The organism is Rhodoferax sp. (assembly GCF_025354435.1).
Lineage (GTDB): Bacteria > Pseudomonadota > Gammaproteobacteria > Burkholderiales > Burkholderiaceae_C > Rhodoferax_B.
In genome coordinates, this window is record NZ_JANXMU010000019.1 from 75207 (window position 1) to 89326 (window position 14120).

Sequence of the window (14120 nt, forward strand, 5' to 3'; positions counted from 1 at the left end):
GCCCATGGTTTCTGGGTTTTTTTGTAGGGCACCAAAGACATTTTTGTCACCCGGGTGGTGGTTCTATAAACATAGGAGACATTTTTGGCACGTGAGTTCGGCTCACACCTCAAACGCCTGTCCCGCCTTCAACCACCGAATGTCATGCGGTACATGCCGCCCCGCAGGCAGTGCGCCGTCAAACTCGGCGATCTCGTCCATGATCAGTTCTGTCTCAAAGGGTTTGGTATGGGTGATGAAGATGGGGAATTGTTTGTGCGGATTAATGCCTTCTAGCTCTTCGGCCAGCGCAACGGGCGACAGGTGCAGGCTGCGGCGGGCCAGGTCTTTTTCGCGGTTGCTGAAAGCGGTTTCTATTACCAGCATGGCTACGTCGAGCTGCTCCAGTCGCTGCCAGAACGCAGGGTTGCGCTCGGTATCGCCGGTAAACACCCAGCATGGCCCGCCCGCTGAAACGGCGTAGCCCACGGCGGGCACGGTGTGCACGGCGGGCAGGGCTTCGACGGTTTTGCCCGTAATCAAGGTGGTTTCACCGACGGTGATTTCATGGAAGCTGATGAACGGCGCGGCAACGGTGGGGATCACGCTGAAGTCGGGCCAGATCACGTTGTTGAAAATATGCGCTTTCAGCGCAGCGATGGTGCCGGCCAGTGCGTAGATCTTGAGGGGAGCGGTGCGTTGGGAGGCGACGGCATCGACCATCAACGGCAGCGCAGCGACATGGTCGAGGTGGGAGTGGGTCAGAAAGACGTGGTTGATGGCGCACATCTCGGTCAGAGTGAGATCACCAACACCCGTGCCTGCATCGATGAGTACATCGGCATCCACCAGGAACGACGTGGTTTTGCAGTCTTTAGCGATGGCACCAGAGCATCCCAGCACGCGGACTTTCATGACGACACCCTTTATTTGGTTTCAAAATTTGTAGCGCCATCCCATGCGGGATCTGGCGGCAACACGCGCATGGAGGCAACCCGTTCAGCATAAAGGCGATAAAGGTATTTTGTCGCATCCATGCCCTGTAATTTCATTATTTGCAGCTCGAAAATGGCCCAATTTTGTATGCGGTAGTAGCCCAGGAAGCTATTCCACAGGTGGAGTTCGTCCGCCAGCGAGGGTGCGATGGGATCCATTACAGCCAACGGGGTGTAGATGGCGACGGCCTGCTCTTTGCCTTTGACGCGGACTTTATCCAGTTCTTGCCAAACACATTTGGGCGCTTGTGCCCGGGTGGATGCGCTGACGACGATGGCGACTCCGTAGATTTTGCTTAAACCTTCCAGCCGGGCACCTAGGTTGACGGCATCACCGATCACGGTGTAACTGCGCCGGATGTTGGAGCCCATGTCGCCGACACACATGCTGCCGGTGTTCAGGCCAATGCCGATACTGATTTCTGGGATGTCGCGGCTGCGGTGCTCGCTGTTCAATTGCTGCACGGCCTGCGCCATATCCAGTGCCGCCTGGACCGACAGGTGGGCATGGTCAGCGGTGGCAACCGGTGCCCCCCAGAAGGCCATGACACAGTCGCCCATGTATTTGTCGATGGTGCCGCGGTGGGTGCGGATCTGCGTGGTGAGGCGACTGAATACGCCGTTGAGCACCGCCTGCAACTGCAGCGGCTCCATGTTCTTGGACATCTGTGTAAAGCCCCGGATGTCGCAAAACATCACCGTCAGCTCCTGGTTGCTGGCGCGCATGGTGTAGCTATCGGGGTGTTTGAGCATTTCGTCCACCAGCTCTGGCGGTACGTACGTGCCAAACAAGTGGGCGAGTTCGCGTTTGGAGCGGCTTTCGACAAAGTAGCCATACGCCATGTTCAGCACCGATGCGGTTACCACCATCCATAACGCGGCGGCCAGCGGCAGCACCAGGCCGTGGCCGAGGTACAGCGCCCCATTCAGGCCAACCACCAGTACCAGTACGCCCATACTGAGAGCGACGGCTCTGAGAGCGGACAGACGCGGCAGCGCCCAGGCCAGGGTTAGTCCGGCCAGCAGGAGCACCAGGATGTCGTAGCCTACGGCGTAGTCGGGCTTGACGGCGATATTGCCGTCCATCAGGCCAGACAAGACATTTGCGTGGATTTCTACGCCGGGGTAGGTTTCGCCCACGGGGGTTACTCGCAAATCCAGCAGACCGGGTACCGTGGTGCCTACCAGCACAATTTTGTCTCGCAAACTGCCGTCGGGTAAGCGGTGGGCCAGGACATCGGCGGCCGATACGTAGCGGTACGAGCCGCCACGCGTCCGGTCCGGGCCACCGGTACCTCGAAAAGGCACCAATACCGCACCGCGTGCATCCATGGGAATGGCCTGCTGCTGGCTGCCGTGTTGGAGAAGGAGGTTTTCTAGCTGGGCTACCCCCAAACTGTCGTGGGAAAAACCAGGTGTCACGCTGGGCAGACCCGTCAACAGGCGAAACATACCCAATGACAAGGACTCGTAGTAGCGCCCTTGGTGCTCAGCCAACAGAGGCAGGGAGCGGACCACGCCATCTGCATCGGTAATGGCGTTGAAGAATCCGGCGTTGGGGGCCGCTGCTGCAATGGTGTCGATATTGGCGTTGTAGCCGCTCCAGAACGTCAGCCCCATGTGCCGGCCCTGCAGCGCCGCCGCATCTACCACCGGGGCCGGCAAGACACCCGAGGTCCGCCCATCGCGGTCGCTGCTGAAGTAGTAGCCCAGCACTACAGGGCGATTGCGCAGCGATCGGGCAAAAGCGGCATCAAAGTCCAGTGTGCCGCGCAGTTGCTGTACGGCCTCGGCAAAACCGGGTTGGTCGCGCAACTGGTGGCGTGCCAGTTGTTGTAACTGTGCCAGGCCCGAACTTTCGTCTGTTTCGGCAAACACTACGTCAAAACCCAGGAGGCGAATTTTTTGGCGTTCAAACAGGGCGTTGACTAGTGCGGCCAGCTTGTTGCGGCTCCAGGGCCAGCCCAGTTCGGTCAGGCTTTTTTCATCCAGGTCCACGATGACAATGCGCTCGTCCAGGGTGCGGGGCATGGTGGCCCGCAGGCGCGCATCAAAAATGATGTTGTCCAGGTGCTGCAGAACCCCTAGCTGCAAGGTTCCCACTGCATGCAACAAGGCGAATATCACGGGAATCAGGGTCACGAGAACCCGGGGCCAGTGTTGCAGCAGCGCGCGCATTAGCCGCCCCATCCGCTGCGGCGCAGCCCGGTCACGGCTGGATAAATTGCATCTGTGTGCCCGCCAGTTGCAAAACGTCACCATGCTTGAGGGCCACAGGCGTTGCTCCGATCGGGGTGGCATTCAGGGTGGGCAGTTCTGCGCCTTCCACATGCCCCACCACATACCCGTGGGGGCGGCGGGTGATGGCGGCGACTGCCACGCCTGGTTTGCCCAGTGTGGTGACCACCTTGGTCAGCGTAACTTCGCGTCCGGCAGCGGCACCGGTCAGTACCTTGATGGCGGCGTGGCTCAGTGTGATGGTTTCTGTGCCTGCCAAAGGCATGGCGGCCGAGTGGTCGGTGGCACGCCGGTTCAGGTTGCCCGAGCCGGATGGCACGTGTGGCGTGCCCAGCATGCCAGGCCGTGCCATGGTGGTTTTCTCAAAGCCGGTTTCGGTGGCCTCGTTGATGAACTTAAGCTTGTACTTGCCCACTTCCACCAGGTCGTTGTTTTGCAAAATCTGTTTGCGTGCAGCTTTGCCGTTGATGTAGGTGCCGTTGGTGCTATTGAGGTCTTCAAGGTGCACTTCATGCCCGACCATCAACACCACTGCATGCTCGCCGCTGACCGCTAAATTGTCGATAACGATGTCGTTATAAGGCCGCCGACCCAAAGTCGTTCTGTCTTTGGTCAACTGCACTTCTTTGATGACCACACCGTCGATCGACACGATCAGTTTCGGCATGCTCGGCTCCTGTGGCGGTTCATAGACTTGGCAATCGTAATAAGAGGGGCTAATTGCCCAACAGCCGGGACATTAAACCCCGTTTGGGAATTCCTGCAACGGCATGGGCCAACAACACTGTAATGTTATCCCGTCCGCCGTGCGCATTGGCAATACTGATGAGCTGGCGGGCTTTTTGTTCCAGCGGCGCGTCGGTTTCCATAATACGGGCGATCGGCACATCGTCCACCATGTCGGACAGTCCGTCCGAGCACATTAAATAGACATCGCCTTCTTCGACCGTGTGCTCGTGCACTTCAAGCATCACTGCATCTTCGATGCCCAGCGCGCGGGTCACCAAATTTTTGTTCGTTGATACCGCCGCCTGTGCAGGGGTGATCAGGCCGGCGTCTAACTGCTCCTGCAGCAAAGAATGGTCTTTGGTGATTTGCACCAGGGTGTTGTCCCGGAAGCGATAGCAGCGCGAATCGCCAATATGGCCTACCAGCAAGCGGGAATCCTGGAACACCCCAACCACCAGCGTGGTTCCCATACCCACGTATTCTTCATGCGTGTTGGCCGCAGTAAACACGGCTAGGTTGGCGTTGTGCACACAAATATCCATGGCGCGCCGCACTTCTTTGCCATTGGCTTGCAGGCCTGCGTCCAGCAACCAGCGGCCTAGCTCAGTCTGGATAAAGGCGGTAGCCATGCTGCTGGCTACTTCGCCTGCGTTGTAACCGCCCATGCCATCGGCCAAAACAGCCACTCCACTGGCCACATCAAAAGCCACGGCATCTTCATTATTTTCACGCAATAAACCGGCGTGGGTTTGCGTGCAGAACTCGTACATCATCTTTGAGCGGGTTAACTTTGTTGAAAAAAGTGGCGGTAGGGGCGGGATTTCATCTTCGTCAGGCGTGTTTGCCTGAGGTATTTGCGTGGCTGAATAGCGCCACTACGAAGTTTCTAACCGTAACAGAGGGGTATACCCGTAGCAAGAGACTTTCGCACACTTGTGATGTATTTTGTTACAACTTGGCCGAAAAAATAGCCTCATAGAGGCCATTTTTAAATGTAAATAAATGCGAACTGTATCAAACAGCTTTGCGGGCCGATGTGCGCTGCATCCATTTTCCCAATGCCAACACCAGCAGTGCCCCGGTGATGCCAAAGGCATAAGCTGCATTATTATCCTGTGGCAGGTAAGCCGCCAGCGCTGGATCCGAGTACGCCATGGTGCCTGCAATCCACCCCAATAGCATGCCGCCCAGGGTGATGGTCAGCGGGAAGCGGTCCATCAGCTTGAGAACAAGCTGGCTGCCACCGATGATGATAGGAATACTCACCAGCAAGCCAAAGATCACCAGCGGCAACTGGTGCGTCTCTCCGGCGCCCTGCGCTGCACCGGCGATGGCAATCACATTGTCGACGCTCATCACCAGATCCGCCACGATCACCGTCTTGACTGCACTCCACAGCTTGTCACTGGCCTGGATGTTGTCGTGTCCGCCATCCTCTTCGGGCACCAAGAGCTTGATGCCGATCCACAGCAGCAAAATGGCCCCCACCAGCTTGAGATAAGGCACTTGCAACAGCGACAACGCGAATGCAATCAGCACCACGCGCAAGACTATCGCCCCTACAGTGCCCCACAAAATGCCTTTGGTGCGCTGTTGTGCAGGGAGCCCACGGCAGGCCAGGGCGATAACCACTGCGTTGTCGCTCCCCAGCAGGATGTCGATCATGATGATCTGGCCTACGGCCAGCCAAAAATGGGCGGTGAGAAATTCTTCCATGGATTTCTTTAGACATTAGACAGACGGGGTCGCTTCAGTGCGCCGCGTCTACACACAAGGGGAGGGGCCCCAAAACAACAACGGCCTGGTGCTGCGAATTACCGCAGGACCAAGCCTGAGGGGTGGTCTGGCACACCCGAAGGCGCTACCAAACCATAGCGCAAAACTGCTTTACTTCAGCAAAGCCTTCAACAGCTTGGCCATTTCGGACGGATTACGCGTGACGGTAAAACCACACTCTTCCATCACTGCCAGCTTGGCATCGGCTGTATCCGCACCGCCAGAGATCAGCGCACCGGCGTGGCCCATGCGTTTGCCGGGGGGCGCGGTTACGCCTGCGATGAAGCCGACGATAGGCTTCTTCATGTTCAGCTTGCACCAGCGTGCCGCTTCGGCTTCGTCCGGACCACCGATTTCGCCAATCATGATGACCGCGTCGGTATCAGGATCGTCGTTGAAAGCCTTCATCACGTCGATGTGCTTCAAACCGTTGATCGGGTCGCCACCGATGCCGACGGCGCTGGACTGGCCCAGGCCGATTTCGGTCAGTTGTGACACCGCTTCGTAGGTCAGCGTGCCGGAGCGCGAAACCACGCCAATCCGACCCTTGCGGTGGATGTGGCCGGGCATGATGCCGATCTTGATTTCTTCTGGCGTGATCAAACCGGGGCAGTTAGGGCCCAGCAGCAGGGTCTTCTTGCCGCCAGCGGCTTCCTTGGCCTTCATGCGGTTGCGAAGTTCCAGCATGTCCTTGACCGGGATGCCTTCGGTGATGCAGATCGCCAGATCCAGGTCGGCCTCAACGGCTTCCCAGATGGCGGCAGCGGCGCCGGCGGGTGGCACGTAGATCACCGACACGGTGGCACCGGTATCGGTGGCGGCTTCCTGGACGGAGGCGAAGATGGGGATGCCGAAAATCGACTCGCCCGCCTTCTTGGGGTTCACGCCTGCGACGAAGCAGTTTTTACCGTTGGCGTATTCCTGGCACTTTTCGGTGTGGAACTGGCCGGTCTTGCCGGTAATACCTTGGGTGATGACCTTGGTGTCTTTGTTGATGTAGATAGACATAAAGGTTCCTTACGCAGCAGCTTTAACAGCAGCCACCACTTTTTGGGCCGCATCGGCCATGGTGTCTGCACTGATGATGGGCAAACCGGACTCGGCCAGCATCTTCTTGCCCAGGTCTTCGTTGGTACCCTTCATGCGCACCACCAGTGGCACGGACAGGTTCACGGCCTTGCAGGCGGTGATCACGCCGGTGGCGATGGTGTCGCACTTCATGATGCCGCCGAAGATGTTGACCATGATGGCCTCGACCTTGGGGTTCTTCAGCATGATCTTGAAGGCTTCGGTGACCTTCTCGGGGGTGGCACCGCCGCCCACGTCCAGGAAGTTGGCTGGCTCAGCGCCGTACAGCTTGATGGTGTCCATGGTGGCCATAGCCAGGCCCGCGCCATTCACCAGGCAGCCGATGTTGCCGTCCAGGCTGATGTAGGCCAGGTCGAACTTCGAAGCTTCGACTTCGGCTGCGTCTTCTTCGTCCAGATCGCGGTAGGCCACGATTTCGGGGTGGCGGAACAGTGCGTTCGGGTCAAAGTTGAACTTCGCGTCCAGTGCCTTGATGTTGCCGTTGCCTTCGAGGATCAGTGGGTTGATCTCGACCAGGGACGCATCGGTGTCCATGTAGATCTTGTACAGTTTTTGCAGCACGTCCACGGCCTGGGCGGTGGAACCGGCGGGCACGCCAATCGCGTCAGCCAACTTCTTGCCCAGTTCTTCCGTCATGCCCACAGCGGGATCGACGAAATCGGTGGTGATTTTCTCGGGGCTGGAATGGGCCACTTCTTCAATGTCCATGCCGCCTTCGCTGGACACGATGAAGGCGACCTTTTGGGTCGCACGGTCGGTCACGGCGGAAACGTAATATTCTTTTTTGATGTCAGCGCCGTCTTCGATCAGCAGGCGACGGACCTTTTGGCCTTCGGGGCCGGTCTGGTGCGTGATCAGCTGCATGCCGAGGATTTCGGTAGCAAGTTGCTTGACTTCTTCGATCGAGCGGGCCAGCTTCACGCCGCCACCCTTGCCGCGTCCACCGGCGTGGATTTGGGCCTTGACCACCCACACAGGGCCGCCGAGTTTCTGGGCGGCTTCCACCGCTTCTTGCACGGTGAATGCCGGAATGCCCCTGGGCACCGGGACACCAAAATTGCGCAAGATTTCCTTGCCTTGGTATTCGTGAATCTTCATGAGGGCTCTCTCAGGAATGGATGGATTTTTGCCCGTCTGTACAGGTAAAACTGCACAAAAGGGCACCGTTCTGTCAGCCTAGGAATGTATCATGTTGCAGTGCAACGAACTGACCCGCCGCTGACGGCGCAGGCCTGCCTCTCCACCTACCTACTGCCTTTTTATGCCTAAAGTCTTTATCGACGGTGAAGCCGGAACCACCGGTTTGCAAATCCGTGAACGCCTGCAAACCATGCCGCAGATCGAGGTGGTCAGCATCGCCCCCGCGTTGCGCAAAGACCCCGAAGCCAAGCGCGCGCTGATGGCCGAGGTCGATCTGGTCATCCTCTGCCTGCACGACGATGCGGCCATCGCATCGGTGGCCATGATCGACAGTCTGCCGGGCAAAAAGCCCAAGATCATCGACGCATCCACCGCCCACCGCACCGCACCAGGCTGGGTCTATGGCTTCCCTGAACTGGCCGCGGGCCAGCAAGAAGCCGTGGCCAAAGCCGACCGCGTGGGCAATCCCGGCTGCTACGCCACCGGTGCCATTGCGCTGATCCGCCCTCTGGTGGATGCCGGTTTCATTGCCCCAGACAGCGCCTTGGCACTGCCTTCGGTCAGCGGCTATTCTGGCGGCGGGCGCAGCATGATGGAGGCCTATGAAAAGGGCGAAGCACCGCTGTTCGAAACCTACGCGCTGGGCCTATCGCACAAGCATTTGCCCGAAATCATGCGTTACACCGGCCTGACCCGGCGGCCGATTTTTGTGCCCTCGGTGGGCAACTTCGCGCAGGGCATGCTGGTGCAATTGCCCCTGCACCTGGACCTGCTGCCCGGCCAGCCCAGCGCGCAAGATCTGCACGATGCCCTGGCGAAACACTACGCCGGTAGCACCTGGGTCACGGTGGAGGCCCCGGGCGACAGCGGCAAGCTCGATGCCACGGCTTTGGTCAACACCAACAAGATGGAGTTGCGCGTGTTCGGCAACGCCGCCCACCACCACGCCGTGCTGATCGCCCGGCTGGACAATCTGGGCAAAGGTGCCAGCGGTGCGGCGGTGCAGAACCTGGAATTGATGCTGGGTCTGTAAAAATAGAATGCTATTTATTTTATAGCTAATAGCGTAGGTGGAATATACGTTAAAAGCCTAAAAGACTACATAACTGCGCCTACCTGCCATGGCACGAACTCGTTCTGCCCGTAGCCGTGCTGCTCGCTCTTGCTGTGCGTGCCGGAGGCGGTGGCCAAAATCAGCGCAAAAATCTGCTCGCCCATGGCCTGCACCGTGCTGCTGCCGTCGATGATCTCGCCGCAGTTGATGTCCATGTCTTCCTCCTGCTTCTTCCACAGCGCGGTGTTGGTCGCCAGCTTCAGCGACGGCGTGGGCGCGCAGCCGTAGGCGCTGCCGCGGCCGGTGGTGAAGCAGATCAGATTCGCCCCCCCCGCCACCTGGCCGGTGGCGCTGACCGGGTCGTAGCCGGGGGTGTCCATGAACACAAAGCCGTGCGCTGTCACCGGCTCGGCGTACTCGAACACGCCTTCCAGGTTGGTGGTGCCGCCCTTGGCCACCGCGCCCAGCGATTTCTCCAGGATGGTGGTCAGCCCACCGGCCTTGTTGCCGGGGGAGGGGTTGTTGTTCATCTCGCCGCCGTTGATCTTGGTGTAGTGCTCCCACCAGCGGATGCGCGCAATCAGCTTTTCGGCAATGGCCGGGGCCACGGCGCGGCGCGTCAGCAGGTGCTCGGCTCCGTAGACCTCGGGGGTTTCGCTGAGGATGGCGGTGCCGCCATGGGCCACCAGCAAATCTACCGCTGCGCCCAGGGCTGGGTTGGCGCTGATGCCCGAGTAGCCGTCAGACCCGCCGCACTGCAGGCCGATGGTGATGTGCGAGGCGCTGCAGGGCTCGCGGGTGACGGCGTTGGCGCTGGCCAGCATGCCGGTGACCAGGGCAATACCTTTGTCCACCGACTGCCGGGTGCCGCCGGTGTCCTGGATGTTGAAGGTGCGCAGGGTATCGCCCTCGCGCAGGCTGCTGTGGGCCAGCCAGGCGCTGATCTGGTTGGCCTCGCAGCCCAGGCCCACGACTACCACCGCGCCGAAGTTGGCGTGGCGGGCGTAGCCCGCCAGTGTGCGCTCCAGCAGCTGCAGGCCCAGGCCTTCGCCGTCCATGCCGCAGCCGGTGCCGTGGGTCAGGGCGACCACGCCGTCGATGTGGGGAAAGTCGGCCAGCGCCGCCGGATTCGTCTGGCGCGAAAAGTGTGCGGCAATGGCGCGGGCCACGGTGGCCGAGCAGTTGACGCTGCTCAAAATGCCGATGTAGTTGCGCGTGGCGACCCGGCCATCGGCCCGGCGTATGCCCATGAACGAGGCTTCTTGCCGGGGCGCGGCGGGTTTCACATCGGCGCCAAAGGCGTAGTCGCGCGCAAAGTCACCCTTGTCGGGCCCCATGTCCAGGTTGTGGGTGTGCACATGCTCGCCGGGGCCAATGGCGCGGCTGGCAAAGCCGATCACCTGGTTGTAGCGCCGCACTGGCGCGCCCGGGGCGATGGCGTGGGTGGCAATTTTGTGGCCGGGCGGCACCATGCCTCTGACGGCGATGCCCTCCACGGTGGCCCCGCTGAGCAACTGGCTGCGGGCGATGAGCACGTCGTCGGCGGGGTGGAGGCGGATGAAGGGGGCAGTGGTCATGGTGGGGTGTTTTTATCAGCTGGGGTTGGCTCGCTGCCAACTGGCGTTGAGGCGGTGGTGGGATTTGTCCATGTGGGCGTGCATGGCGGCACGGGCAGCGGCGGGGTCCTGGGCGCGGATGGCGGCCAGGATGGTCTGGTGTTCTTTCAGCGCGGTGCGCCAGGAGCGTGGGGTTTCAAAGTAGCCGCCCAATCGCGTGAACAGTGGGCCGCGCCGCGCATCCCAGAAGCTGTGCACCGTCTCCACCAGCACCGCGTTGCCGCAGGCCTGCACGATGGCCGAGTGGAAGGCCCGGTCGCCCTCCAGCGGGGGCTGGCCCAGGGCGGCCTCTTCGCGCATGGTCTGCAGGGACTGCTCCATCGCGGCTAGATGCTCGGGCTGCGCCAGCGTGGCGGCCAGGGCCGCCGTTTCGCCCTCCACCACGCGGCGTGCGCGGATCAGCTCCAGCGGGCCCCATTCGGCGGCGGCCACGGGCGTGCCTTTGCTGTCCTGGCCACTCTGGTTGCGCGCCAGTACGTAGATGCCCGAGCCGGTGCGTACCTCGACCCAGCCCTCGACCTCCAGCGCAATCAGCGCTTCGCGCACCGACGGGCGGCTCACGCCCAACTGCACCGCCAGCTCGCGCTCGGCGGGCAGTCGGCTGCCCACGGCATATTCGCCCGACAGCATGCCGGCGCGCAGTTGGTCGGCAATCTGGCGGTACAGGCGCTGGGGTTCCAGGGGTTGCAGTGGCATGGAGGCTCAAAAGATTAAGGGTTAGCCTTAATTGGTAAAGTGGTAAGGCCAATTCATAATCCCACATATTGCCACACCGCCCATCGGGCAAAACCCCAACTCTTTGGAGCTACACATGCGACTTTCAGGAAAAACCGCGCTGGTCACCGCCGCCGGGCAAGGCATCGGCCGGGCGGCCGTGCTGGCCATGGTGGCCGAGGGTGCCCAGGTGTGGGCCACCGACGTGAACCCGGCGCTGCTGGCCAGCTACGAGGGCGTGGCCAACGTGACCGCGCTGACACTGGACGTGCGCGACCAGGCCGCCATCCAGGCCCTGGTCGCCAGCATGCCGCGCATCGACGTGCTGTTCAACTGCGCAGGCGTGGTGCACACCGGCACCGTGCTGGAGGTGCAAAACAGCGAGTTGGAATTTGCCTTTTTGCTCAATGTGCAGGCGCAGATGTGGGCCATCCAGGCCGCTTTGCCGCGCATGCTGGCGCAAGGCGCGGGCAGCATCATCAATATGGCCAGCGTGTGCAGCAGCATCAAGGGCCTGGTGAGCCGCTGCGTCTACGGCACCACCAAGGCAGCGGTGATCGGCCTGACCAAGAGCGTGGCCGCCGATTACGTGGCCAAAGGCATTCGCTGCAACGCCATTGCGCCCGGCACCGTGGACACCCCGTCGCTGACCCAGCGCATCAACGCCTTCCCCGACCCCGTGGCCGCCCGCCAGTCGTTTGTAGACCGCCAGCCCATGGGGCGACTGGCGCAAGCGCATGAGATCGTGCCCATCGTGGTATTTTTGGCCAGCGATGAATCCGTTTTCTCTACCGGGCAGACGTATTCTGTCGACGGTGGCATGACCATTTGATTTGGCACACCCCCAGGCTGCAGTGCTTCGCATCTTTCGCCAACCCCCTTGCAGGGGGCAACACCAGCAGCCTGGCAAAGCCAGTTCTGCGGTGTTTCTGGTGGGCGTGCGTTCTTGCTGAAGCAGGGGCGGTGATTTTTCTCATTTTTCAACGGAAATAAAGTATGAAACTCGTTCGTTACGGCAAACCCGGCAAAGAAAAGCCCGGCCTCATCGATGCCGAAGGCAAGCTGCGCGACCTGAGCAAAGAGCTCAAAGACATCGGCCCGGCCCAACTCGGCGATGCCGCGTTGGCCAAGATCGCCAAGCTGAATCCGGCCAAGCTGCCGCTGGTTAAAGGCAAGCCGCGCATGGGCAGCCCGGTGGCCAACGTGCGCAAGTTCATCGCCATTGGCCTGAACTACGCCGACCACGCCGCCGAATCCGGCCTGCCGATTCCCCCCGAGCCGGTGGTGTTCATGAAGGCCACCAGCTGCATCCAGGGCCCCAACGATCCGATCATGCTGCCCAAGGGCTCCAAAAAGACCGACTGGGAGGTCGAGCTGGGCGTGGTCATCGGCACCCAGGCACGCTACGTGTCGCAAAAAGATGCGCTCAACTATGTGGCGGGCTACTGCACCATCAACGACATCAGCGAGCGCGAATACCAACTGGAGCGCGCCGGCACCTGGGACAAGGGCAAAGGCTGCGACACCTTCGGCCCGCTCGGCCCCTGGCTGGTGACGCGCGACGAAGTGCCCAATCCGCAAAAACTCGGCATGTGGCTGGACGTGAACGGCCAGCGCGTGCAGACCGGCAACACCAAAACCATGGTCTTCACTGTGGCCAAGATCGTCAGCTACGTCAGCCAGTTCATGACCCTGATGCCCGGCGACGTGATCACCACCGGCACCCCGCCGGGCGTGGGTATGGGTATGAAGCCGCCGAAGTTCCTGAAGAAGGGCGACACCATTGCTTTGGGAATCGACGGTCTGGGCGAGCAGCACCAGGAAGTGGTGGCCTTCAAGCTATAGCAGCCGAGCGTTAGTTTTATGCTTTTTAGGTCTCTAGCGCATGTATAACCTACGCTAGTAGCTATTAAATATGTAGCATTTGAATTTTTGCCTTAGAAAAGACCGCTGCTTTGCCGCGGTCTTTTTCGTTGTGGGGCCATGGGTTTACCCTGTCGCTCAGGCGCAAAAAATGCGGTCCCATCGGTAGACTTTTGGAATTAAGTCTGGTTAAATTCAGAAAAATAGCACGACCGTTCGTATTTTTCAATTTAAACCCATGGCCCTCACCGAACACCCCGCAAAAGTCGCCCGCGATGCCCCTCAGGATGGCCGCGCTTTGCTCAAGGGCCGCCAGACCAAGGCCTCGATCATCGAGGCCGCTTTGGGCTTGGCCAGCCACATTGGGCTCGAAGGCTTGAGCATCGGCGCACTGGCCGAAGTCACTCAAATGAGCAAGTCTGGCGTGTTTGCCCATTTCGGCTCGCGCGAAGAGCTGCAGATCTCCGTCATCCGCGAGTATTTCCGCCAGTTTGAGGCCGAGGTGTTCTACCCCGCCATGCAGGCCCGGCGCGGCTTGCCGCGGCTGCAAGCACTGTTTGCCAACTGGATGCAACGCGTGGCCATCGAACTGCAATCGGGCTGCATCTTCATCAGCGGCGCGGTCGAATTCGACGACCGGCCCGGCCCGGTGCGCGATGCGCTGGCCAACTCGGTACAAGCCTGGCTGGCCGCCTTTTGCCGCGCCGTGGTGCAGGCCAAAGAGGTCGGCGACCTGCGCGCCGATGCCGACGAGCGCCAAGTCGCCTTCGAGATACACGGATTGATTTTGTCGTTGCACTATGAGCACCGATTTTTGAAAAATCCCGGCGCGGTAGACCGCGCCAATACCGGTTTTGCCAACCTCCTGGCGCGCTACGGACAGCCTCCTGCGCCATAAAGCCCTCTGAAAACAGCCTCTTAAAAATC

The 14120-nt window shown here is 60.5% G+C and carries 13 protein-coding genes; 4 read left to right on the forward strand and 9 right to left on the reverse strand.

All coding sequences use genetic code 11. The features are described 5' to 3' along the window. Window positions 1–102: 102 nt before the first annotated feature. From Q0T48_RS04895 to sucC, 7 genes are all read right to left on the reverse strand, one after another. Window positions 103–894 (reverse strand): 3',5'-cyclic-nucleotide phosphodiesterase, encoded by a 792-nt coding sequence (locus Q0T48_RS04895; RefSeq protein WP_295953210.1) that lies wholly within the window; start codon window positions 892–894, stop codon window positions 103–105. Window positions 895–905: 11 nt separating this feature from the next. Beyond that, a complete protein-coding gene (locus tag Q0T48_RS04900; RefSeq protein WP_366887932.1) occupies window positions 906–3116 on the reverse strand; it encodes an adenylate/guanylate cyclase domain-containing protein in 2211 nt (736 codons plus the stop codon). 67 nt (window positions 3117–3183) lie between these two features. After that, entirely contained in the window at window positions 3184–3879 is a 696-nt protein-coding gene (locus tag Q0T48_RS04905) for an FHA domain-containing protein (protein WP_295953215.1), read from the reverse strand. 49 nt (window positions 3880–3928) lie between these two features. Next, entirely contained in the window at window positions 3929–4714 is a 786-nt protein-coding gene (locus tag Q0T48_RS04910; RefSeq protein WP_295953218.1) for a Stp1/IreP family PP2C-type Ser/Thr phosphatase, read from the reverse strand. Between the two features lie 241 nt (window positions 4715–4955). Beyond that, complete coding sequence (locus tag Q0T48_RS04915; RefSeq protein WP_295953219.1) at window positions 4956–5657, reverse strand: TerC family protein; 702 nt, start codon at window positions 5655–5657, stop codon at window positions 4956–4958. Window positions 5658–5828: 171 nt separating this feature from the next. After that, window positions 5829–6725, reverse strand: a complete 897-nt coding sequence (sucD, locus tag Q0T48_RS04920) for a succinate--CoA ligase subunit alpha (RefSeq protein WP_295953220.1) — start codon at window positions 6723–6725, stop codon at window positions 5829–5831. A 9-nt stretch (window positions 6726–6734) separates the two neighbouring features. After that, window positions 6735–7904, reverse strand: coding sequence for an ADP-forming succinate--CoA ligase subunit beta (gene sucC, locus Q0T48_RS04925; protein WP_295953222.1), 1170 nt, complete (start codon window positions 7902–7904; stop codon window positions 6735–6737). Between the two features lie 163 nt (window positions 7905–8067). On the opposite strand from sucC, the gene argC reads away from it, so the two are divergent. Continuing rightward, window positions 8068–8979 (forward strand): N-acetyl-gamma-glutamyl-phosphate reductase, encoded by a 912-nt coding sequence (argC, locus tag Q0T48_RS04930; RefSeq protein ID WP_295953225.1) that lies wholly within the window; start codon window positions 8068–8070, stop codon window positions 8977–8979. 65 nt (window positions 8980–9044) lie between these two features. Here argC and Q0T48_RS04935 read toward each other — a convergent pair whose 3' ends face one another. Next, window positions 9045–10577: a UxaA family hydrolase gene (locus tag Q0T48_RS04935; RefSeq protein WP_295953228.1), complete on the reverse strand. Its 1533-nt coding sequence runs from the start codon at window positions 10575–10577 to the stop codon at window positions 9045–9047. A gap of 15 nt (window positions 10578–10592) precedes the next feature. After that, window positions 10593–11312, reverse strand: coding sequence for a FadR/GntR family transcriptional regulator (locus Q0T48_RS04940; RefSeq protein WP_295953231.1), 720 nt, complete (start codon window positions 11310–11312; stop codon window positions 10593–10595). 115 nt (window positions 11313–11427) lie between these two features. Between Q0T48_RS04940 and Q0T48_RS04945 the strand changes: the two genes are divergently transcribed. The 3 genes from Q0T48_RS04945 (at window position 11428) to Q0T48_RS04955 (ending at window position 14091) form a co-directional block, all read left to right on the forward strand. Beyond that, complete coding sequence (locus Q0T48_RS04945; protein WP_295953234.1) at window positions 11428–12162, forward strand: SDR family oxidoreductase; 735 nt, start codon at window positions 11428–11430, stop codon at window positions 12160–12162. Window positions 12163–12326: 164 nt separating this feature from the next. Then, complete coding sequence (locus tag Q0T48_RS04950) at window positions 12327–13175, forward strand: fumarylacetoacetate hydrolase family protein (RefSeq protein ID WP_295953235.1); 849 nt, start codon at window positions 12327–12329, stop codon at window positions 13173–13175. 256 nt (window positions 13176–13431) lie between these two features. Then, window positions 13432–14091: a TetR/AcrR family transcriptional regulator gene (locus tag Q0T48_RS04955; protein WP_295953238.1), complete on the forward strand. Its 660-nt coding sequence runs from the start codon at window positions 13432–13434 to the stop codon at window positions 14089–14091. The last annotated feature ends 29 nt before the right edge of the window (window positions 14092–14120 follow it).